Genomic DNA, 23,177 nt, shown 5'->3' on the forward strand with positions numbered 1-23,177 from the left:
CCGCGTCAGTCCTCGTCCAGCTCCACGGATTCGACCGGGGTGAGCTGCTCGACCAGCGGGACCACATCGGCGATGCCGTCCAGCACCGCCGTGGGCCGGTACGGGTACTGCGTGATCTCCTCCTCCTGGGTGGAGCCGGTCAGCACCAGCACGGACCGCATCCCGGCCTCGAGCCCGGACTTCACATCGGTGTCCATGCGGTCCCCGATCATGATCGAGGTCTCCGAGTGGGCACCGATCCGGTTCAGCGCGGTGCGCATCATCAGCGGATTGGGCTTGCCGATGTAGTAGGGCTGGATCCCGGTGGCCGCCGTGATCATCGCCGCGACCGCCCCCGTCGCCGGCATCGGACCCTCGGCGCTGGGGCCGGAGACGTCCGGGTTGGTGGCGATGAACTTCGCTCCGCCGGTGATCAGACGGATCGCCCGGGTGATCGCCTCGAAGGAGTAGGTGCGGGTCTCCCCCAGGACCACGAACTCCACGTCGGAGTCCGCGAGGATGAACCCCTCCTCGTGCATCGCACTGGTGAGGCCGGCCTCCCCGATGACGTAGGCGGCGGCGCCGGGCTTCTGCTCGGCCAGGAACCGTGCGGTGGCCAGCGCACTGGTCCAGATGGACTGCTCCGGAATATCGATCCCGCTGCGGGACAGCCGAGCGCGCAGGTCCCGCGGGGTGAAGATCGAGTTGTTGGTCAGCACCAGGAAAGGACGCCCGAACCGCTGCAGGGCGGCGATGAAGTCGGCGGCTCCGGGCAGTGCGGCCTCCTCATGGACCAGCACTCCGTCCATGTCGGTGAGCCAGGAGTGGATCGGGTGGTCATCGAGTGTCGCGGTCATGGAACCAGTGTGCCGTGTCCGCCACGCTGCTGCCCAGCCTGTTCACGATCCGCCCACGGCAACGGCCCGGCCCCCGCGCGATGCGGGGACCGGGCCGTTGCTCGGAAGGATCCGTGGATCAGTTGCCGGTGAGCTTGGCGCGCAGGGCGGCCAGGGCCTCGTCGGAGGCCAGGGTGCCCTCGTCCGAGGAGCTCGACTGGTAGGAGGACTGCGCCGCGGCGGGGGCGGCGGGCTCCGAGGAGGAGGACGACGAGGTCGTGGACGCGGCGGCCGGGGCGTTCGCGGACTCCTCGTCGGCCTTGATGGCCTCGATGACCTGAGCCTTGTGCGCGGTCCAGCGCTCGTAGGCGGCCGCGTACTGACCCTCCCACTCCTCGCGCTGGGTCTCGTAGCCCTCGAGCCACTCGTTGGTCTCCGGGTCGAAGCCCTCGGGGTACTTGTACTCGCCGTTGGCGTCGTACTCGGCGGCCATGCCGTAGAGCGCGGGATCGAAGGTGGTGTCGTCACCCTCGGGGTCGACGCCCTCATTGGCCTGCTTGAGCGAGAGCGAGATCCGGCGACGCTCGAGATCGATGTCGATGACCTTGACGAACACGTCCTGGTCGACGGTGACGACCTGCTCGGGCAGATCCACGTGGCGCTGGGCCAGCTCGGAGATGTGCACGAGGCCCTCGATGCCGTCCTCGACACGCACGAATGCGCCGAAGGGGACCAGCTTGGTGACCTTGCCCGGGACGACCTCGCCGATGGCGTGGGTGCGGGCGAAGAGCTGCCACGGGTCCTCCTGGGTCGCCTTCAGCGACAGGGAGACGCGCTCGCGGTCCATGTCGACGTCCAGGACCTCGACCTTGACCTTCTGGCCCACCTCGACGACCTCGGAGGGGTGGTCGATGTGCTTCCAGGACAGCTCGGAGACGTGCACCAGGCCGTCGACACCGCCGAGATCGACGAAGGCGCCGAAGTTCACGATGGAGGACACGGCGCCCTCGCGGACCTGGCCCTTCTGCAGGGTCTGCAGGAAGTCCGAACGGACCGCCGACTGGGTCTCCTCGAGGTAGGCGCGACGCGAGAGGACCACGTTATTGCGGTTCTTGTCGAGCTCGATGATCTTCGCCTCGATCTCCTGGCCGACGTAGGGCTGCAGGTCGCGGACGCGCCGCATCTCCACGAGGGAGGCGGGCAGGAAGCCGCGCAGGCCGATGTCGACGATGAGGCCGCCCTTGACGACCTCGATGACGCGGCCGGTGACGACGCCCTCGTCTTCCTTGATCTGCTCGATCGTGCCCCAGGCGCGCTCGTACTGGGCGCGCTTCTTGGACAGGATCAGACGGCCTTCCTTGTCCTCCTTCTGGAGGACCAGGGCCTCGATCTCGTCGCCGACCTCGACGACCTCACCGGGGTCGACGTCGTGCTTGATGGACAGCTCGCGCGAGGGGATGACGCCCTCGGTCTTGTAGCCGATGTCCAGGAGGACCTCGTCGTGATCGACCTTCACCACAGTGCCCTCGACGATGTCGCCATCGTTGAAGTACTTGATGGTGGCATCGATGGCGGCCATGAGTTCGTCGGCGCCGCCGATGTCATTGATGGCGATCTGGGGGGTCGTGGTGTCGGTCATGTAGGTAAGGACTCCGTCGGGACAGGAATTGAGTAGGGTCGATGGACGTGCCGACCCTCCGTGGAGGGCCGGTCGGTGCCCGGGCGGCGCACGACGTGGTGACCACGACGGCGTCGGCTCGCGCACAGACCTCGAAGAGCCTAACAGTCCGGCCGCAGATCCGCGAGGACCAGGGCACCGACCGACGGCGCCACCGGTGTGACGTCCGTCCCGCGGGGCCCTCCCCGCCGCTCCGGCTCCGCCCGGGGCGTGCGCTCAGTGCGCGGCCTCACGCCAGGTGCGGCCGATGCCGACGCCGACCTCGAGCGGGACGGACAGCTCGTAGGCCGAGTCCATGCCGTCCTCGACGATGGTCCGCACCCGGTCCAGCTCCCCCGGCGCGACCTCGACCACGAGCTCGTCGTGGACCTGCAGCAGCATCCGGGAGGCGAGCTCCGCCTCCCGCATCCGGCGCTCGACGGCGAGCATCGCGAGCTTGATGATGTCCGCCGCGCTGCCCTGGATCGGGGAGTTCAGCGCGACCCGCTCGGCGTTCTCGCGGCGCTGACGGTTCTCGGAGGTGAGGTCGGGGAGATAGCGCCGACGACCCAGCAGCGTCTCGGTGAATCCGGTGCTCCGGGCGGTCTCCACGCTGTGGTGCAGGTAGTCGCGCACCCCGCCGAAGCGCTCGAAGTAGCCGTCCCGCAGCGCGGTCGCCTCGGCCCGGGAGATCCGCAGCTGCCGCGAGAGGCCGAAGGCGGAGAGTCCGTAGGCCAGGCCGTAGCTGACGGCCTTGGTCTTCGAGCGCATCGCCGGGTCCACCGCGCCGGGGCTCACCCCGAACACCCGGGAGGCGACGAAGTTGTGCAGGTCCTCCCCCGAGCGGAAGGCCTCGATGAGGCCGGTGTCCTCGGACAGGTGCGCCATGATGCGCATCTCGATCTGCGAGTAGTCGGCGGTCAGCAGCGTCTCGAAGCCCTCCCCGGCGACGAACACGTCCCGGATCCGCTGCCCCTCGGCGGTGCGCGCGGGGATGTTCTGCAGGTTCGGCTCGGTGGAGGCGAGACGACCGGTCGCGGCGGCGGTCTGCTGGAAGGTGGTGTGCACGCGGGAGCCGGCATCGACCACCTTGTCCAGCCCCACCAGGTAGCCGGTCAGCTTGCTCATCTCGCGGAAGCGCAGCAGCGCGGTGAGGAAGCGGTGCCCGGCGGAGTCGGGATCCAGCGACTCCAGCAGATCGGTGAGGGACTCGGCGTCGGTGGAGTGTCCCGAGGAGATCTTGCGCGTGGTGGGCAGGCCGAGGGTCTCGAACAGCACCACCTGGAGCTGCTTGGGCGAGGCGAGGTTGACCTCCTCCCCCACGATCTGCCCGGCCTCGCGCTTGGCCTGCGCGACGAAGCCCTCGAACTCCTCCCGCAGGGTCCCCAGCGCCTCCTGGTCGATCGCGATGCCGCGCTCGTGCATCGTCTCGAGCACGGCCTGCAGCGGCTGTTCGAGGTCGTCGAGGATGCTGCGGGCCCACGGCTCGCCGGTGGTGCGGGCGGTGAGCTCCTCGGCCGCGGGGTGCAGCGCTGCGGCCGCGGTCGCCAGGCGGGCCCCGGCGCGGGCGACATGCTCGGCACGCACCTCCGGGGTCTCCTTCTTCAGGGTCGACTCCGCGGGCTTGCGGGGCTTCGGCTCGAAGCTGGCCCCGCCCAGATCGGTCGCGAGCGCCTCGGCGTCGTAGCTGCGCGCCCCGGGTCGCAGCACGAAGGACTCCAGTGAGAGGTCACGCGCCCGCTCCCCCAGCCGGTACCCGTTCAGCTCCAGCCAGGAGCGGACCGCCGGGGCATCGGCGACCCGGATCTCGGTGGCGGCGGCGAGGGCGGCGGCGAGCAGGTCGGTGGCCTCGGGGTCCAGCCGTCCCAGCTGGATCGCGCCCGCCACGGCGGGGGTCGCGAGGCCCACCAGGGCCCCGCCGCGGACGTCCTCCACGGCATCGAGGGCGAGCACCTCGCCGCCGGTGTCCAGCAGCTGCTGCAGCGCGGCGGCGTCGCGGATGTCCAGGACCTCCGCGGCCTGCGCCGTCTCCTCTGCGGCGCCCTCGTCCGCCCCCTCGCCCAGCAGCGCGGCCGGGAGGTCACGGCGGATCGTGTCGCCGAAGGCGAGGTCGTCGAACACCTCGAGCACCCGGGTGCGGTCGCCCCGGCCCAGGGCGTAGTGCTCTGCGTCGGTGGGCAGATCCAGGGTGGTGACGGCGGCGTTCATCCGCCGGTTCCGCTCGACGTCCGCGAGGTGATCGCGCAGGGATTGGCCGGCCTTGCCCGTGATCTCCTCGGCGTGGGCGATCACCCCGGGCAGGTCGCCGTACTGGACGATCCACTTCGCGGCGGTCTTGGGGCCGACGCCGGGCACGCCCGGGAGGTTGTCGGCGGCCTCGCCCACCAGGGCCGCGAGGTCGGGGTATCGCTCGGGAGGGATGCCGTACTTCTCCTCCACCGCGTCCGGGGTCATCCGACGCATCTCGGTGACGCCCTTGATGGGCTGCAGCAGGGTGACCTTCTCGCCGATCAGCTGGATCGCGTCACGGTCGCTGGAGACGATCAGCGCCTCGTGGCCCGCCTCCTCGGCGCGGGCGGCGAGGGTGGCGATGATGTCGTCGGCCTCGTAGTCCTCGTAGGTCAGCCACCGCACCCCGAGCGCGTCGAGGACCTGCATGATCAGGTCGATCTGGCCGTGGAAGGCCGGTGGGGTCTCGTCGCGGCCGCCCTTGTACTGGTCGAAGATGCGGTCGCGGAAGGTGCCGCCGGGCAGGTCGAAGGCGACCGCCACATGCGTGGGCCGCTCGGAGGCGACCACGTTGATGATCATCCGGGCGAAGCCGTACACCGCGTTGGTCGCCTGGCCGCGGCCGTCGCTGAACCCGTCGGCGGGCAGGGCGAAGAAGGCCCGGAAGGCCATCGCGTGCCCGTCGATGAGAAGGATGCGCTGGTCGTCGGTGTCACTCGCACTCATGGGGAGCAGTCTCCCACGTCGCTGATGCCCTCGCGGCCCGCTCGGCTGTGGCAGGCTCGAGGCATGAACGACTCCCTGCGCACCCCCGATCCCTCACCGGCCCCGTCCGCCCCGGGCGGTGCCCCCACCGCACCGCCGGTCAGCGACGAGCTGCGCGAGCACTTCACCCCACTGCTGCAGGGGACGCTCCTGGAGCGCTGCGGGATCGAGCTGCTCACCCTGGACGCGGGCGGCGGCACGGCGACGATGCCCGTGCCGGGCAACACCCAGCCGGCCGGTCTCCTGCACGGTGGTGCGACCATCGCGCTGGCGGAGTCCATCGCCTCCTTCGCCGCGCTCCTGCAGGCCCGTGCGGTCCACGGCGACGGGGCGCACGCGGTGGGGACCTCGGTCTCGGCCCTGCATCACCGCTCGGCCCGCAGCGGCAGGGTCCTCGCCTCCTGTGAGCCGCTGCATCTGGGACGCCAGGTGGCCAATTATCTGGTCGATGTCCACGACGACCAGGGACGACTGCTGAGCACCGTGACCGTCGCGACCCAGCTGCTGCCGCCCCGCTGACATCCGCTCACCGGCGGCTCCGGGCCACGCTGCGGCGGCGGGTCATCCGGCGGCTTCGAAGCTCGTCGCCGAGCCGCCCTCCAGCATGTTCGCCGCAGACCAGGTGTACTCGCGCAGCTCCCCGATCCGGGCGTCGGAGAGCGGCCCCAGCTCGAGCTTCCCCGCCCGTCCCTCGTAGGCCACGGTCGCACGGTCCTGGGCCTCGAGCGCAGTCCGCATCACCCGCCGGCAGGTCTCGTAGTCGGTGCAGGCCTCGGAGCCGGTGAGGATCGCCGGGACCGCGGCGGCCAGTGCCGTGCCGGTCACCGACAGTGCGTGCTGCGCGGCCAGGCAGGCCATGGTGAACGCGTCATACCCCTGCTGGGAGTAGGCGAAGCCGCTGCGCAGGAAGCCGCTGCTGCGATTGAGCATCATCGCTCCGTGCCCCGCGGTGATCTCGCCCCCGGGCTGGTACCCGGTGGCAGAGCTCAGGCAGTCCGGGAGCAGCTCCTCCGCGACCGGCAGCTGTGAGTAGTCGACGGTCGCGGCCGGGGAGAGCCGCGCAGGGATCGTGATCGTGGGGCGGTCGTCCTCGTCCAGGGTGGCGTCGTACAGCGCGGAGAGGAAGGGCGCCGACTCCTGACCGCCGTTGAGCACCAGCAGCGCCGGCGGCTCCTGCAGCACGGACTTCACCCGGGCACCGATGTCGCCGAGATCTCCCACCGGGTAGAACTGCTCGGACACGATCCGCCCGCTGCGCGGGTTGAGAAAGAGCTCCAGCTCCTGGAGCAGGCTGCGCCCCTGGGCGGTGTCCTCGGAGAGGAAGGCGACCGTTCCCGGGGTCCCGCCCTCGGCGGAATCGGTGCCCAGCGCGATCTGGCCGTACTGCGCGGCGAGGATCCGGTCATCGGGAGCCAGCCGCATCAGCAGGTTCGCGGTCTGCACCTCCGGGGTGCGCACGCTCATGCCCGAGGTGAACACGTCGATCACCGCCAGGCCCGCCTCGACGATCGTAGGCATCGCTGCGATCAGCGACTCCTCGTCGATCGAGGTGATCAGGCAGGTCGCGCCCGCGCCGGCCAGCTCCTCGATGACCCCGGTGAGATCCTCACCGGGCTCCTGCATCACGTGGCGGTCGAGCAGGGTGACCTCGTGCCCGAACAGTCCGTCCCAGCGGGCGTTGACGTCGATCCGCGCCTCCTCGATCGAGACGGAGATCGCCTCCTCGAAGGCGGCCATCCGGCCGTAGGCCGCACCGATCTGTCCGATCATCAGCGGGGTGTCGGGCTCCTCGAGCGCCTGAGCGGTGGGGGGAGGCTCCGTCGGCCGGGACCCCCGTCCCCGCCCGCAGCCGGTCAGCGCGCCGGCGCCGAGGATCCCGACCCCGAGACCGCGCACCAGGGCACGTCGTGTGATCGCCATCGTCGCGCAGTCCCCCTTCTCCGCCCGACCCACCCCGGGTCCGGGCGGTCCCCTCTCAGTCCTTCGGACCGCCCAACTGGTCCACGACCGCGTCAGCGACCTCCCGCATGGTCAGACGACGATCCATCGACGTCTTCTGGATCCAGCGGAACGCCTCCGGCTCGCTCAGCCCCATGTTGGTCTGCAGCAGCCCCTTGGCCCGGTCCACGCGCTTGCGGGTCTCGAACCGCTCCCCCAGATCAGCGATCTCGGACTCCAGCTGGGTGATCTGCTGGTAGCGCGAGATGGCGATCTCGATCGCCGGCAGCAGATCCGCCGGCGTGAAGGGCTTGACGACGTAGGCCATCGCGCCGGCGTCCCGGGCCCGCTCGACCAGCTCGGCCTGCGAGAAGGCGGTGAGCATCACCACGGGCGCCAGATTGTCCTCCCCGATCCGCTCGGCGGCGGTCACGCCGTCCATCTGCGGCATCTTCACGTCCATCACCACGATGTCGGGGCGCAGCTCACGGGCCTTCGCCACGGCACTCTCGCCGTCGCCGACGGCCGCGATCACATCGAAGCCCGCCTCGGTCAGCGTCTCGACGATGTCCATCCGGATGAGGCTCTCGTCCTCGGCCACCACCGCGGTGCGGCGCGGTGCCTCCACCTGCGGCGGAGCATCGTCCTGGGCGTCGTCGGGGAGGGAAGTCGTATCGTCAGTCATGTCGCCCTGTGTCTCGAGAAGGGCCTCTCCATCGGTGCACAGCACCTCCAGGGTCAAGGCCGGTGGTCATCAGCGGTATCCTAATCCAGCCCTCCTGCACGGGGGGTGAGCCGGGTTGGCGGAATGGTAGACGCGGCGCACTCAAAATGCGCTGTCCGCGAGGGCGTGCGGGTTCGAGTCCCGCACCCGGCACCTCCAGCTGTGTTCTGTGATCTGCAGTGACGTTCACAGTGCGCCCCAGATCGAGTCTCTTGGGGCACGACATGGGCACATGCTTTCCAGGCCCGCGCCGATGAGGAACCTCATCCCGGGCCGCGCTCGCCCGTCGGATCCTCGCGCGGGCCACCGGCCGCGTGACGATCCCCCTCGGATGACCGGCCGGCATCGTCGGGAGGCGCACCCACGGGGACGTGGCTGTGACCGGCCATGGGGCTGCGAACACGGTCATCACGGAACCGACGCGCGATCGCTCGTCGGGCTCCGATCCCGGCTTCATGTGCGACGCGCGAGCGGCCGCAGCAGCGGAGGCCGCACAACATTGTCAGAACACTCACGACGAATGCGAAGCATGCCGAGGCGAGGTCGAACCCTGAACGGCAGCGGCAGACCCGCCGCGCAGGAACATTCCGCAATGCCCCTTCGGAATCTGGGACAGCCTGTTACCGTGAACGGGCGATCGTGCCGCACGTCACACCACCGTGGCGCAGAGCACGCCATCCCTCCCCTGGCGCCGCCCAGCGCACACGGACCCAGAAAGGCGACAACGTGAATCGATCCACACCCTCGACCTCCTCCTCTTCCCATTCCTCACGACTCCCCGGCGCGGCCATCCTGTCGCGCCGCGGCGTCCTCGGCCTCGGCCTCGCCCTGGGCGGCGTCGCGGCCCTGCCCGGCACGGCGGCGCTCGCGTCCCCGGACGGCGGCGAGCTGCCTGTGGTACGCCCACAACCGAGCGCGATGGAACCGAGCGAGCACGGCGTGAACCTCGGTGGGAAGGTCTCGATCATCGTCGGCCAGGACACCGACCCCGCGGCGCTGGCCTCCCTGGAAGCTCTGCTCGAGCGCCCCGGCGGGCCCGTCGACGTCGTCCTCGCGACCGAGGCGAGCACCACCGCCCACGGCCCCCGGATCCACCTCGGCACCCCGGAGGACAACCCGACGGTGGCCCCCGCTCTCGCGGGCCTCGGCATCGACGGTCCGGGCGACCTCGCCGCAGACGGGTACGTCCTGGCCACCGGCCGCGACCGCGGTCCCGTAGCCGTGCTCGCCGGTCGGGACGCCCGGGGCACGTACTACGCCGTCCAGACCCTGCGCCAGCTCCTGGCCGGCACCTCCAAGCTCCCCGCCGTCCTGGTGCGCGACGAGCCGCTGATGGAGATCCGCGGGGCCATCGAGGGGTTCTACGGCATCCCCTGGTCGCACCAGTCACGCCTGGACCACTTCGCCTTCTACGGCGCCCACAAGCTCAACACCTACATCTACACGCCGAAGGACGATCTGCTGCTGCGCTCGAAGTGGCGCGAGCTCTACGAGGGCGAGGAGCTGGACCGTCTCGCCGAGCTGGTGACGACCGCGAACGCCCACCACGTGGCCTTCACCTATGCCCTCTCGCCCGGCAATGACATCACCTACGGCAGCGACGCTGACTTCGAGGCCACCGTGACCAAGTTCGATCAGCTGCGCGAGCTCGGCGTGACCAGCTTCTACATCGCCCTCGACGACATCCCCACCGGTCTCGGCGAGGAGGACGCCGCCCAGTTCGACTCCCTCGCCGCGGCCCAGGTGCACTACCTCAATCGGATCCAGAGCGAGTACGTGGACGCGAACGGACTGGTCCCTCTGCAGACCGTCCCCACGCACTACGCCGGCTCCGGGCGCAGCGCCTACAAGACCGCCTTCGGCACCGGCGCGGATCCCGACATCCGCATCCAGTGGACCGGTGAGGGAGTGTTCTCCCCATCGATCACCGAGGAATCCGTCGCCCGCGCGGTCGAGAGCTACCACACCGACCACCTGTTCATCTGGGACAACTTCCCCGTGAACGACGGCCGCCGCGACCGCCTGTTCCTCAACCCGCTCGAGGGCCGTGACGACTCCCTGCACGAGCTGCTGGCCGGCTTCACCGCGAACCCCATGATCGAGCCCTACGCCTCGCTGATCTCCCTGGCGAACTACGGCGACTACTGCTGGAACCCGTCCGCCTACGACCCGTGGGAATCCTGGGCGGCCGTGCTCGACGAGCTCGCAGGTGCGGACGAGGAGGTCCGGGCCGCTCTGCGGGTCTTCGCGGACCTCAATCAGAACTGGCCCTACCGCGCGGGATCCCCGTCGGCCCCCGAGCTCGGAGCGGACATCGAGGACTTCTGGGCGGCGTACGAGGCCGGCGCACCGAGCGGGCAGGACCTCCAGGACCGCCTGGCGGCCATCACCGCCCTGGACGAGGTCCTGGCCGAGATGGCGTACGTCCAGTTCCATCAGGACACGCGTCCGTGGATCATCGCCGCGGGGCACTGGGCCGACGGGTTGCTCGCTCAGGTCGAGATGCTCGGCGCGCTCGCGGAGGACCGGCCGGAGGATGCGGCGGCGGCCGCGGCCCGCGTGGGGGATCACCTCGCGGAGGCGGGGAAGGCGACCGTTCCCGACCAGCGAGCGGACGGGGTGTATCGGGAGGACCAGATCGTCCCCTCCGTCGGCGATGGACGGTTCGAGACCTTCGCCTCCCGGGCCTGGGAGGAGCTGCGCGCCGTCCTGCCGAACGATCCCTCCCTGCCCTTCCGTGGTCTGCCCGGCACGGCCACCACCACGATCGGCACCTACGGCGACCACCTCCCGGAGCGGATGGTCGACGGCGACCTGTCCACCTTCTACTGGTCCTCCCGGGCCCCGCAGGTCGGCGACGAGATCCGCCTCGAGCTCGAGGAGAGCCACCCGATCGGATTCGTGCGCGTGCAGATGGCCCGCAGCGACACCACTGCCGGCGATCAGATCTACCACGGGGCGCTCGAGCTCTCTGCCGACGGCGACAGCTGGACCCAGGTCGGTGCCACCACCGGTGACCCGGTCGTGGAGGTGACCCTGGATGCGCCCATCGAGGCGCGGTACGGCCGCCTTCGCGTGACCGGCCCCAATCCCGGCGGGAAGTGGGTACAGGTCCGCGAGTTCGGACTCGCCGAGGAACCCCCCACCGCCTGATTCCACCGAGGCCGGCCCCGGACCGAGAACCGGTCCGGGGTCGGCTCCATGGTCACGCGCAGAAGGAATGCGGGCCGATCCCCACGCCCGGCACCTCGCATCGCGATGGCGGCGCCCCGCAGCCCAGGAGCTGCCGGACGCCGCCATCGCGCAGCGTCTTCCGTCTCAGCTGTGCACGCCGGAGGCGATCCGATCAGCCTCGATGCGGGCGGACTCGGTGCCGTCGAGGTCGCCGATGCGATGCACGCGCAGCGTGTTGGTGGAGCCGTGCACGCCGGGAGGGGAACCGGCGGCGACGATGACCAGATCGTTCTTCTGCAGGCCCTTCTGCTCGCGCAGCAGATCGTCGACCTTGCCGACCATCGCGTCGGTGTCATTCTGCATCGGGACCAGGTGCGCCTCGATGCCCCAGGTCATCGACAGCTGGCGGGCCACCTCGGGATACGGGGTCAGTGCCAGCAGCGGGATGCTGGGACGCAGTCGGGACAGGCGGCGCGCGGTGTCGCCGGACTCGGTGAAGGTCACCAGGTACTGGGCGGAGAGCTGGTCGCCGATCTCGGCGGCCGCGCGGGTGATCGCACCGCCGCGGGTGTGCGGGATGGTGCCCAGCGGGAGGATGCGATCCGCGCCGTTCTCCTCGGTGTTGATGATGATCCGGGCCATGGTGCGCACCGCCTCGAAGGGGTACTTGCCCACGCTGGTCTCTCCCGAGAGCATGACCGCGTCGGCGCCGTCGAGGATCGCGTTGGCGCAGTCCGAGGCCTCCGCGCGGGTGGGCCGCGGGCTCTCGATCATCGACTCCAGCACCTGGGTGGCGACGATCACGGGCTTCGCATTGCGGCGGGCCAGCTCGATGGCGCGCTTCTGCACCAGCGGGACCTGCTCCAGCGGCAGCTCGACACCCAGGTCGCCGCGGGCGACCATGATGCCGTCGAAGGCACCGACGATCGAGCGCAGCGCCCGCACCGCCTGCGGCTTCTCGATCTTGGCGATCACCGGCACCCGACGGTTCTCCTCCTGCATGATGCGCAGGACGTCGTCCATGTCGTGGGCGTCGCGGACGAAGGACAGCGCCACCAGATCCGCGCCGAGGCCCAGACCGAAGCGGAGATCCGCCACGTCCTTCTCGCTCATCGCGGGAACGGACACGGCCACGCCCGGCAGGTTGATGCCCTTGTTGTTCGAGACCGGTCCGGGGACCTCGACGACGGTGACGACCTCGGTATCGGTGACCTCGGTGACACGCACGGAGACCTTGCCGTCGTCGATCAGCAGCACATCTCCGGGGCGGCAGTCGCCCGGCAGGCCCTTGAAGGTGGTGGAGACTCGCTCGCGGGTGCCCTCGATGTCGTCGGTGGTGATGGTGAAGGTCTCACCGACCTCGAGCTGATGCGGACCGTCGGAGAACGTGCCCAGGCGGATCTTCGGGCCCTGCAGGTCCACCAGCACGGCGACGTTCTTCCCGAGGTCCTCGGCGGCGCGACGGATGTTCGCGTACACCTGCGAGTGATCGTCGTGCGTGCCGTGGCTGAAGTTCATCCGGGCGACGTTCATCCCAGCCTCGATCAGGGTGCGGATCTGCTCGTAGGTGCCGGTCGCGGGACCGAGTGTGCAGACGATCTTCGCTTTGCGCATGTCAACCCATCTGTAGTTCGTGTGAGGGCCGCGTTCCCTCCCGGAACAGCGCGAGAGCGCCGCCAGAGGGCCGCGGCATCGCGTGTTCTTCCCCCTAGTCTTTCACATTGTGACGGGCTTCTCGCCGGGGTCCACGGGGCGCGGCAGCGAAGTGCTCCCCATCAGCTGCGCATCGACCGCCGCGGCGCAGGAGCGCCCCTCGGCGATCGCCCAGACGATGAGGCTCTGGCCTCGGGCGCAGTCGCCGGCGGTGAAGACGCCGGGCACGGTGGTGGACCAGTCAGCATCGTGCCGGATGTTGCCACGCGAGGTGATGTCCACTCCCAGCTCCTCCAGCAGGCCCTCCCTGCGGGCCGCGGTGAAACCCAGGGCGAGCAGCACCAGGGTGGCGGGAAGCACGGTCTCGGTGCCGGGGGTGGGCACGCGGGACCCGTCCTGATACCGGGTGCGGGCCACGACGAGCCCGCTCACGGCGCCCTCGTCGTCGACCCGGAAACCGGTGGTCGAGGCGAGGTAGGAGCGCTCCCCGCCCTCCTCGTGGGCGGCGGAGACCTCGAACAGCACGGGATGCGTGGGCCAGGGCTGGCTCGCGTCGCGCTCGGCCGGTGGCTGGGTGCCGATCGCGAGGGTGGTCACCGAACGGGCTCCCTGGCGCAGCGCGGTGCCCAGGCAGTCGGCGCCGGTGTCCCCACCACCGATGATCACCACGTCCTTCCCCTCCGCAGTCAGCGGGTCCGCGACCCAGTCACCCTCGACCAGGCGGTTCGCCTGGGTGAGGTAGTCCATCGCGGCATGGATACCGCTGGCCCCACGGCCGGGCACCGCCAGTTCGCGCGGCACGCTCGCGCCGGTGGCGAGCACCACCGCGTCGAAGCGGGAGCGCAGCTCCGGGACGCTCAGCGAGCCCTCCCCCGTCCCTCCGACGTCGATCCCGGTGCGGAAGCGGGTGCCCTCGGCGCGCATCTGCGCCAGCCGCCGCTCGAGATGGCGCTTCTCGAGCTTGAACTCGGGGATCCCGTAGCGCAGCAGTCCGCCGATCCGGTCATCGCGCTCGAGGACCACCACGGAGTGGCCGGCACGGGTCAGCTGCTGGGCGGCGGCGAGCCCGGCCGGGCCGGAGCCGACCACCGCCACCGAACGACCCGTCTGCCGCGTGGGCTCGACCGGCTGCACCCAGCCCTCCGCGAAGGCCCGGTCGATGATGGAGACCTCGACGTTCTTGATCGTCACCGGGGGCTGATTGATCCCCAGCACGCAGCTGGACTCGCAGGGCGCCGGGCAGGCGCGGCCGGTGAACTCCGGGAAGTTGTTGGTCGCGTGCAGGCGCTCGCTCGCCTCCCGCCAGTCCTCGCGGTAGACCAGGTCGTTCCACTCCGGGATCAGGTTGCCCAGCGGGCAGCCCTGATGGCAGAAGGGGATGCCGCAGTTCATGCAGCGCCCCGCCTGCCGGGAGACGACGTCCAGGGTGCCCTGCTCCCTGGCCTCGTAGACCTCTCGCCAGTCCATCAGGCGCAGCGGGACCGGGCGTCGGGCGGGCAGCTCCCGGTCGCGGTCGCGCAGGAATCCTCGGGGATCAGCCATGGGTGGCCTCCATGATCTCGTTCCAGACGTGGTTCGCATCGGGGTCCTCGCCCCGGGCCGCCGCGTCCTCGCGAAGGGCGGTGATGGTGAGGAAGGCGCGTGGGGCGATCTCGGTCAGCCGTTCCAGCAGCTCCTCCTCGTCCGCGAGCAGCGCGGCCGCCCGGTCCGAGCCGGTGCGTGCGACGTGGTCGGCCAGCGCCTCGAGCACGAACCCGCGGTGCTCGGGTCGCACCGGTGTCACCGCGAAGCCGGGGGCATCGGCGGGGTTCAGGCGGGCGGGGTCGAGGTCGAGCACGAACAGGGTGCCGCCGCTCATCCCGGCCCCGAGATTGCGGCCCGTCGGCCCCAGCACCAGCACCGCGCCACCGGTCATGTACTCCGCGCCGTGGTCGCCGATCCCCTCGACGACCAGGGTCGCCCCGGAGTTGCGGACCCCGAACCGCTCCCCCGCGGCGCCGGCCAGCAGCAGGCGGCCGCTGGTCGCGCCGTAGGCGCAGGTGTTCCCGGCGATCGGGGCGGAGGTCAGCGACGGGGCGGTCCCGCGGCCGTGGCCGACGGCGATGATGCCTCCGGAGAGGCCCTTGCCGACGTAGTCGTTGGCGTCCCCTCTCAGGTGCATGCTGATCCCGCGCGGCAGGAAGGCGCCGAAGGACTGGCCCCCGGTGCCCTCCAGGTCCAGCACGATCGCGTCCTCGGCCAGGCCGTGGCCACCGGTGCGGCGCGTCACCTCGTGCCCGAGCAGGGTGCCGGCGCTGCGCTGGACGTTGCGCAGGGTGTCCCGCAGGTGCACCGACCCGGCGGTGCCCTCGAGCACCTCCTGGGCACCGGCGATCCAGGGATGGTCGGCAGCGCGGTCCAGCTGGTGGTCCTGTCCGCGCCGCCGCCGGGGGAAGTCGCCCTCGTGGACGGTCGGCGGGGTGAGGATGGCGGTGAGGTCCAGGCCCTCGCGCTTGGCGGCGCCGAGCACGGTGGCGGCCCGCTCGCCCTCGGCCAGGGTCAGCAGGTCGCCGCGGCCGATCGCCTCGTCCAGGGAGCGCAGTCCCAGCGCCGCCAGATGCTCGCGGACCTGTGCGGCGAGGAAGCGGAAGAAGGTCACCACGTGCTCGGCCTTCCCGGTGAAGCGCTCCCGCAGCTCGGGGTTCTGGGTTGCCACACCGACGGGACAGGTGTCCAGGTGGCAGACGCGCATCATCACGCAGCCGGAGACCACCAGCGGCGCGGAGGCGAAGCCGTACTCCTCCGCGCCCAGCAGCGCGGCGATCACGACGTCGCGTCCGGTCTTCAGCTGGCCGTCCACCTGCACCGTGATCCGATCGCGCAGGCCGTTCTGCAGCAGGGTCTGCTGGGTCTCCGCCAGGCCCAGCTCCCAGGGGGTGCCGGCGTGCTTGAGGGAGTTCAGCGGGCTGGCACCGGTGCCGCCGTCGTGGCCGGAGATCAGGACCACGTCCGCATGCGCCTTGGAGACGCCGGCGGCGACCGTGCCCACGCCGAAGCGGGAGACCAGCTTGACGTGGATGCGCGCTGCCGGGTTCGCGGACTTCGCGTCGTGGATCAGCTGGGCGAGGTCCTCGATCGAGTAGATGTCGTGATGGGGCGGGGGCGAGATCAGCCCGATCCCGGGGGTGGAGTGCCGGGTGCGGGCGATCCACGGATAGACCTTCTCGGGCGGCAGCTGCCCGCCCTCCCCGGGCTTGGCGCCCTGGGCGATCTTGATCTGGATGTCCTTGGCGAAGGTGAGGTACTCGCTGGTGACCCCGAAGCGGCCGGAGGCGATCTGCTTGATCGCACTGCGACGCTCCGGATCTCGCAGGCGCTCGGGGTCCTCGCCGCCCTCACCGCTGTTGGACATTCCGCCCAGGCGATTCATGGCGATCGCCAGGGTCTCGTGGGCCTCCTGCGAGATCGAGCCGTAGCTCATGGCTCCGGTCATGAACCGCCGAGTGATCGCCTCCACCGGCTCGACCTCGTCCAGCGGCACCGGCTCGAGCCGGCCGGTGCGCAGGCGCAGCAGCCCGCGCAGCGTCATCAGGCGCTCGTGCTGGTCGTCGACCTCATCGGTGTAGCGACGGAACTCCTCGTACTGGCGGGTGCGGGTGGAGTGCTGGAGGCGGAACACCGCCTCGGGGGTGAACAGGTGCGGCTCCCCCTCGCGGCGCCATTGGTACTCGCCGCCGACGGGGAGGGCGCGGTGCGCGGGCCGCTGTCCGTCCACCGGATAGGCCAGCGCGTGGCGGGCCGCGTTCTCCGCGGCGATGACGTCCAGCGTGATCCCGCCGATGCGGCTGATGGTGCCGGGGAACCACGCCTCCACGAGCTCATCGGCGAGGCCGACGGCCTCGAAGATCTGGGCGCCGCGGTAGGAGGCGACGGTCGCGATGCCCATCTTGGACATGATCTTCAGGACTCCCTTGCCGAGGGCCCGATTGAGGTTCGCGACCGCCTGCGCGGGCGTGAGGTCGCTGACCACCCCGCGGTCGACGAGCTCCTCGACGCTCTCCATCGCGAGATAGGGGTTGATCGCGCTCGCGCCGTAGCCGATGAGCAGGGCCGCGTGGTGCACCTCCCGCACGTCCCCCGCCTCCACCAGCAGCGCGGCGGAGGTGCGCCGGCCGGTGCGCACCAGGTGGTGCTGGACGGCACTGGTCAGCAGCAGGGACGGGATCGGGGCGAGCACCTGGTTCGCGTCTCGGTCCGAGAGCAGCAGGAACGTGGCGCCCTCGTCGATCGCGGTGACCGCCTCCTCGCACAGCTCGCGCAGCCGCTGCTCGAGCGCGGCCGTGCCCCCGCCCACGGGGTACAGACCGCGCAGCCGCACGGTGCGGAAGTCGGCGGTGGCGGGGTGCGCATCGATCGCGACGATCTTCGCCAGCTGGTCGTTGTCCAGGATCGGGAAGTCCAGGGCGAGCTGGCGGGCATGCTGCGCGGTGGCGTCCAGCAGGTTGCGGGAGCGGCCGATGGTGATGCCCAGGGAGGTGACGATCTCCTCCCGCAAAGAATCCAGCGGCGGGTTGGTGACCTGCGCGAACATCTGCGTGAAGTAGTCGAACAGAAGACGCGGACGGTCCGAGAGCGCCGCGATGGGGGTGTCGGTGCCCATCGCGCCGAGCGGTTCGGCGCCCTTCGCCGCCATCGGGGCGAGCAGGATGCGCAGCTCTTCCTCCGTATAGCCGAAGGTCTGCTGGCGGCGCACCACGGAGGCACGGGAGTGGGTGATGTGCTCGCGCGCGGGCAGGCCCGCGAGCGGGACCTTCTGCTCCTGCACCCAGGTGCGGTAGGGGTGCTCGGTGGCGAGGCCGCGGGTGACCTGCTCGCTGGGGATGATCTCCCCGCGCTCGAGGTCGAGCAGGAAGATCTCCCCCGGTGCGACCCGGCCGGTGCGGACCACCGCGCTGCGGGGCACGTCCACCAGCCCGGTCTCGGAGCCGAGCACGATCAGGTCCTCGTCGGTCACCCAGTAGCGCAGCGGCCGCAGCCCGTTGCGGTCCAGCCTCGCACCCACCTGTGTGCCGTCGGTGAAGACCACCGCGGCGGGGCCGTCCCATGGCTCCTGGAGCGCTGCGTGGTACTCGTAGAAGGTCCGGAGGTCTGGATCCATCGAGGGGTCGTTCTCCCACGGCTCGGGGATGAGCATCATCAGGCAGTGGGCGAGGGAGCGGCCGGACAGGTGCAGCAGCTCGAGCGCCTCGTCCAGGCCGGCGGAGTCGGAGGCACCGGGGGTGTTCACCGGCAGCAGTCGGGCGAAGTCCTCGCCGAAGGCGTCGGTGGCCATGGCACCCTCGGCGGCCCGCAGCCGATTGCGATTGCCGATCACGGTGTTGATCTCGCCGTTGTGCGCGAGGGTGCGGAACGGCTGGGCCAGCGGCCAGGCGGGGAATGTGTTGGTGGAGAAGCGCGAGTGCACGATCGCGAGCCGGGTCGCGAAGCGTGGATCGCGGAGGTCCGGGTAGAACGCCTCGAGCTGGACCGGGGTGAGCATGCCCTTGTAGACCATCACCCGCGTGGACAGGGAGGGGAAGTAGCCGGCGGTGCTGTGCTCGACCCGGCGGCGCACGGCGAAGGCGGCCCGCTCGAGGGCGAGCCCGGTGCGCTCGCCGGCGGCGTCGGCGAGGAAGACCTGCACCATGTCCGGACGCACCGCCTCGGCGGAGGGACCGACGATCCCCTCGGTGACCGGGACGTCTCGGGTCCCCAGCAGCTGCAGGCCCTCCTGGACGGCGATCTCGACGAGCGTGCCGAGCACCCGGTCCCGGCCCGGGCGGTCGCCGGGCACGAAGGCGATGCCGGCGGCGTAGGCGCCGACGGGCGGGAGGTCGATCCCGCTCGCTGCGCGCAGGAAGGCGTCCGGCAGCTGGACGATGATCCCCGTGCCGTCGCCGGTCTCCTCCTCGGCGCCGACGGCGCCGCGGTGCTCGAGATTGCGCAGCGCCGTCAGGGCGTGCTCGACGATGTGGTGACCGGGGTCGCGGAGGGTGGCGATCATCGCCACCCCGCAGGAGTCGACCTCGGAGCCCGGATGATAGAGCCCGTGAGCAGCGGGGAGGGCGGAGAAGCGGGAGCTGAGCGGGAGCATGATGCCTGAACCCTTCGGGGTGGGCGGCCGGTGGCGGGATCGTCGTGACGACGTGCACCCTTGTCCGGGGCGCCTCCCGCGCCGGCGATCAGCGTCGCTCGGGGCGGGGTCCCTGGGGTCCGGGTGCCGGGTCGGGGCCGGTGGAGGGAGGCGTCCCGGACTTCTCGGTCTCGTCCTCGTCGGGGCCGTTGCCCGCGGTCTGCGCAGGCAGCTCGAAGGAGCCGTCGGCGGCGACGACCTCTCCCCCGCGCTGCTGCCTGCGCCGGGTGAGCACGATGAACATCGCGATGCCGACCAGCGCCATCACGATCGCGACCAGGGTGTGGATGCGCAGCGGCCCGATCATCAGCACCGGCTCGGTGCGGATCGCGTCGACGAGGGCGCGCCCGGTGGAGTAGATCGCGACGTAGGCCCAGAAGATCCGGCCGCCGGCCCACTGGTGGCGACGGCTGAGCAGCAGCAGGACGGCGAGCCCCGCGAGCATCCACAGCTGCTCGTACAGGAAGGTGGGGTGGTAGGTGCCGGGGATGCAGCCGCCGATGGTCTGCCCGTTGGTGACGCAGGTGATGTCCCATGCCCACCAGGCATCCAGCGCAGGGCCGTAGAGCTCCTGGTTGAACCAGTTCCCGAAGCGGCCCAGGATCTGGGCGATCAGCAGGGTGGGGGCGACGGTATCGGCCAGGGCGGTGAAGGAGACGCCCTTGTGGCGTGCCATCAGCCAGACCGCGAGCGCACCGCCGGCGACGCCGCCGTAGATCGCGAGCCCGCCCTGCCAGATGAAGAGCACGGCCAGCGGGTCCCCGTCCGGGCCGAAGAAGGGCGCCGGGGAGGTGAGCACGTGCCAGATCCGGGAGCCGACGATGCCGGCGATGATCGCCACGAAGATGATGTCGAAGAAGGTGTCGCCATCACCGCCGCGCGCCTCCCAGCGCTTGGTCGCCCACCACATCGCCGCGCCGATCCCGGCGAGGATGCACAGGGCGTAGAAGTGGATCGTGAGCGGTCCGAGGGAGAGCGCGGAGAGCGACGGGCTGGGGATCATGTCCGTCCTCCGCTCAGGTCTCGGTGCGGGCGCGCTCGACGCCGGCGCGCAGGTCGTCTGCCACCGCCGCCAGGGCGGTGCGGGCCGCTGCGTCGTCGCCCTGGTTCTCGCTCAGTGCGCGTACGAAGGCGGACCCGACGATCACCCCATCAGCATACGCGCCGACCTGCGCGGCCTGGTCACCGTTCGAGACGCCCAGTCCCACACAGACGTTCTTCGCCCCGGCCGCCCGGGTCCGCTCGACCAGGCCCTCCGTGGCCGCGGAGACGCTGGCCCGGGTGCCGGTGACACCCATGGCGCTGGCGGCGTAGACGAAGCCCTCGGTGTGCGAGACCACATGCGCGAGGCGGTCGCGCGGGGAGCTCGGAGCCACCAGGAAGACCCGATCCACACCGTGCCGCTTTCCGGCCTCGATCCAGTCGGCCCCCTCGTCGGGGATGAGGTCCGGGGTGATCACGCCGGCGCCGCCGGCGGCCGCGAGGTCGCGGGCGAAGGCATCGGGGCCGTAGGCGAGGATCGGATTCCAGTAGCTCATCACGAGGATCGCCGCGCCCCGGCCCGAGAGCGCCTCGACGGCCTCGAGCACGTGGCGGGTGCGGGTCCCGCCGGCGAGGGCGGCGGAGGCCGCCTGCTGGATCACCGGGCCGTCCATGACGGGGTCGGAGTACGGCAGCCCCAGCTCGATCATGTCGGCGCCGTGGTCGATGAGGATCCGGGCGGCCTCGATCGAGCGCTGCAGATCGGGATAGCCCACGGGCAGGTAGGCGATGAGGGCGGCGCGGTTCTCGGAGCGGGCGCGGTCCAGGACCTCGTCGGCACGCAGGCGAGCGCTGTCGGCGGTGGTCATCGTGTCTCCTCGTGCGTCGGTGCGGCCCGGTCCGGGCTGGTCTCGCGGGCGGCGGCGCGGAGCGCGGAGAGGTCGGCGCGGGCCGGTTCATCGCCCACCAGGCCGAACCAGGTCGAGGCGGTGTCGACGTCCTTGTCCCCGCGGCCGGAGAGGCTCACCAGGATCACGGCGTCCTCCCCGAGCTCCCGGCCCAGCTGCAGGGCACCGGCGAGGGCATGGGCGGACTCGATCGCGGGCATGATGCCCTCGGTCATCGACAGCAGGGCGAAGGCGTCCATCGCGGGACCGTCGTCGACAGCCCGGTACTCGGCGCGGCCGATGTCCGCCAGCCAGGCGTGCTCGGGACCGACGCTGGGATAGTCCAGCCCGGCGGAGACGGAGTGGGATTCGATGGTCTGACCGTCCTCGTCCTGCATCACGAAGCTGCGGGCACCGTGCAGCACCCCGGCGGAGCCGCCGTTGAGGGTCGCCGAGTGCCGGCCCGAGTCGATGCCGTCACCCCCGGCCTCGCAGCCGATCAGCCGCACCAGCGGGTCGGTGTCGTCGAGGAAGGCGTGGAAGATCCCCATCGCATTGGAGCCTCCGCCCACGCAGGCGACGACCGCATCGGGGAGCCGGCCCACCCGCTGCAGGGTCTGGGCCCGGGCCTCCTCGCCGATGATGCGGTGGAAGTCGCGGACCATCGCCGGGAAGGGATGGGGGCCGGCGACGGTGCCCAGCAGGTAGTGGGTGGTCTCGACGTTGGCGACCCAGTCGCGGAATGCCTCGTTGATCGCGTCCTTGAGGGTGCGCGAGCCCTGCTCGACGGGGACCACGTCCGCGCCCAGCAGTCGCATGCGGGCCACGTTCAGGGCCTGGCGCTCGGTGTCCTCACCGCCCATGTAGATGGTGCAGTCCAGCCCGAACAGCGCCGCCGCGGTCGCGGTGGCGACGCCGTGCTGACCGGCGCCGGTCTCGGCGATCACCCGGGTCTTGCCCATCCGCTTGGTCAGCAGCGCCTGCCCCAGCACATTGTTGATCTTGTGGCTGCCGGTGTGGTTCAGATCCTCCCGCTTGAGCAGGATGCGGGCGCCTCCTGCGAGCTGCGAGAAGCGCGGAGCCTCGGAGAGGAGGGAGGGACGTCCGGTGTAGTCGGCGGCCAGCCGCTGCAGCTCGGCGGTGAACTCCGGGTCCACGATCGCCTTCTCGTACACCTCGATCAGCTCGTCGAGTGCGGGCACCAGCGCCTCGGGCAGGAAGCGCCCGCCGAAGTCCCCGAAGTACGGGCCGGTCTCGGAGCGCAGCTCGGTGGTGGGGCGGGTGAGATCCAGGACGACGTCCTCGAGCGGGACACGCTGGGGATCGGGGCTGCTCATGCCTGAGCTCCTTCCGGGAGGGGGCGCCCGCGTCGGGCCACCCGACGGTACGAGGCGACGGCATCGGCCGGAGCACCGGAGGTGACCAGGGCCTCGCCGACCAGGACGGCGTCGGCACCGGCGGCGGCGTAGGCCTCGACATCGGCGACCGAGGCCACCGCCGACTCGCCGATCGCGAGCGGCCCGGCGGGGATCCTGGCCAGCAGGTCCGCGGCCCGACCGAGGTCGACGGTGAGGTCCTTGAGGTTGCGGGCGTTGACGCCGATGAGATCCGCCCCGAGGGCGAGCGCGCGCTCGAGCTCGGGCGCCGTGTGGGTCTCCACGAGCGCCTGCATGCCGAGCTCGCGGGTGAGGTCGTACAGGTCCCGCAGCAGGGCGTCGTCCAGGGCGGCGACGATCAGCAGCACCAGGTCGGCGCCGTGGGCGCGCGCCTCGAGCACCTGATAGGACTCGACCACGAAGTCCTTGCGCAGCACCGGGACGTCGACCCGGGAACGGACGGCATCGAGGTCGGCGAGGGTTCCGCGGAAGCGGCGCTGCTCGGTCAGGACGCTGATCGCGGAGGCACCGGAGTCCGCATAGAGCGCGGCGAGCTCGGCCGGTTCGGGGATCTCGGCGAGGGCTCCCTTGGACGGACTGGACCGCTTGACCTCGGCGATCAGCCCCATGGTGGTGCCGTCGCCGCGCAGTCGGGCGGCGGCGTCCAGGGCCGGCGGGGCGGCCTGGGCCAGGCGCGTGATCTCCGCCTCGGGCACCGCGGCGCGGCGCGAGGCGAGATCCTCGCGCACGCCGACGATGATCTCGTCGAGGACGGTTCCGGTGGTGGTCACACAGGCCTCCTGCAGCAGAGCGGGGTGGTGGGCACC

14 protein-coding genes and 1 tRNA gene are annotated in these 23,177 nt (G+C 71.1%); 3 read left to right on the plus strand and 12 right to left on the minus strand.

What is annotated here, in order from left to right; translation table 11 throughout:
* Positions 1-5: 5 nt before the first annotated feature.
* From ACHUEU_RS04280 to polA, 3 genes are all read right to left on the minus strand, one after another.
* Positions 6-836 carry an HAD-IIA family hydrolase gene (locus tag ACHUEU_RS04280; protein WP_394214660.1) on the minus strand — a complete coding sequence of 277 codons (831 nt, stop codon included), beginning with the start codon at positions 834-836 and terminating at the stop codon, positions 6-8.
* A 118-nt stretch (positions 837-954) separates the two neighbouring features.
* On the minus strand, positions 955-2,454 hold the full coding sequence (rpsA, locus tag ACHUEU_RS04285; RefSeq protein ID WP_394214661.1) for a 30S ribosomal protein S1: 1,500 nt from the start codon (positions 2,452-2,454) through the stop codon (positions 955-957).
* Positions 2,455-2,709: 255 nt separating this feature from the next.
* On the minus strand, positions 2,710-5,427 hold the full coding sequence (polA, locus tag ACHUEU_RS04290; protein WP_394214662.1) for a DNA polymerase I: 2,718 nt from the start codon (positions 5,425-5,427) through the stop codon (positions 2,710-2,712).
* A 63-nt stretch (positions 5,428-5,490) separates the two neighbouring features.
* Here polA and ACHUEU_RS04295 point away from each other — a divergent pair, with 63 nt between their 5' ends.
* Positions 5,491-5,985, plus strand: coding sequence for a hotdog fold thioesterase (locus tag ACHUEU_RS04295; RefSeq protein ID WP_394214663.1), 495 nt, complete (start codon positions 5,491-5,493; stop codon positions 5,983-5,985).
* A 42-nt stretch (positions 5,986-6,027) separates the two neighbouring features.
* Here the strand turns inward: ACHUEU_RS04295 and ACHUEU_RS04300 are convergent, their stop codons facing one another.
* Positions 6,028-7,386, minus strand: a complete 1,359-nt coding sequence (locus ACHUEU_RS04300; protein ID WP_394214664.1) for an ABC transporter substrate-binding protein — start codon at positions 7,384-7,386, stop codon at positions 6,028-6,030.
* 55 nt (positions 7,387-7,441) lie between these two features.
* Positions 7,442-8,089 (minus strand): ANTAR domain-containing response regulator, encoded by a 648-nt coding sequence (locus ACHUEU_RS04305; RefSeq protein WP_394214665.1) that lies wholly within the window; start codon positions 8,087-8,089, stop codon positions 7,442-7,444.
* A gap of 109 nt (positions 8,090-8,198) precedes the next feature.
* On the opposite strand from ACHUEU_RS04305, the gene ACHUEU_RS04310 reads away from it, so the two are divergent.
* Positions 8,199-8,281, plus strand: a tRNA-Leu gene (locus tag ACHUEU_RS04310).
* 573 nt (positions 8,282-8,854) lie between these two features.
* Positions 8,855-11,281, plus strand: a complete 2,427-nt coding sequence (locus tag ACHUEU_RS04315) for a beta-N-acetylglucosaminidase domain-containing protein (RefSeq protein WP_394214666.1) — start codon at positions 8,855-8,857, stop codon at positions 11,279-11,281.
* Between the two features lie 165 nt (positions 11,282-11,446).
* Here ACHUEU_RS04315 and pyk read toward each other — a convergent pair whose 3' ends face one another.
* From pyk to trpC, 7 genes are all read right to left on the minus strand, one after another.
* A complete protein-coding gene (pyk, locus tag ACHUEU_RS04320) occupies positions 11,447-12,916 on the minus strand; it encodes a pyruvate kinase (protein ID WP_394214667.1) in 1,470 nt (489 codons plus the stop codon).
* 102 nt (positions 12,917-13,018) lie between these two features.
* Positions 13,019-14,497, minus strand: a complete 1,479-nt coding sequence (locus tag ACHUEU_RS04325; protein WP_394214668.1) for a glutamate synthase subunit beta — start codon at positions 14,495-14,497, stop codon at positions 13,019-13,021.
* Positions 14,490-19,067, minus strand: a complete 4,578-nt coding sequence (gene gltB / locus ACHUEU_RS04330) for a glutamate synthase large subunit (protein ID WP_394214669.1) — start codon at positions 19,065-19,067, stop codon at positions 14,490-14,492. Before gltB ends, ACHUEU_RS04325 begins: the two co-directional genes overlap by 8 nt.
* A gap of 88 nt (positions 19,068-19,155) precedes the next feature.
* Positions 19,156-20,109 carry a prolipoprotein diacylglyceryl transferase gene (gene lgt, locus ACHUEU_RS04335; protein WP_394214670.1) on the minus strand — a complete coding sequence of 318 codons (954 nt, stop codon included), beginning with the start codon at positions 20,107-20,109 and terminating at the stop codon, positions 19,156-19,158.
* A 13-nt stretch (positions 20,110-20,122) separates the two neighbouring features.
* Positions 20,123-20,956 carry a tryptophan synthase subunit alpha gene (gene trpA / locus ACHUEU_RS04340; protein WP_394214671.1) on the minus strand — a complete coding sequence of 278 codons (834 nt, stop codon included), beginning with the start codon at positions 20,954-20,956 and terminating at the stop codon, positions 20,123-20,125.
* Positions 20,953-22,311, minus strand: a complete 1,359-nt coding sequence (trpB, locus tag ACHUEU_RS04345) for a tryptophan synthase subunit beta (RefSeq protein WP_394214672.1) — start codon at positions 22,309-22,311, stop codon at positions 20,953-20,955. The genes trpA and trpB overlap by 4 nt, the downstream gene beginning before the upstream one ends.
* Positions 22,308-23,141: an indole-3-glycerol phosphate synthase TrpC gene (gene trpC, locus ACHUEU_RS04350; protein ID WP_394214673.1), complete on the minus strand. Its 834-nt coding sequence runs from the start codon at positions 23,139-23,141 to the stop codon at positions 22,308-22,310. Before trpC ends, trpB begins: the two co-directional genes overlap by 4 nt.
* Between the last annotated feature and the right edge of the window lie 36 nt (positions 23,142-23,177).

Source organism: Brachybacterium vulturis, assembly GCF_043641765.1.
GTDB classification, from domain to species: Bacteria; Actinomycetota; Actinomycetes; order Actinomycetales; family Dermabacteraceae; genus Brachybacterium; species Brachybacterium vulturis_A.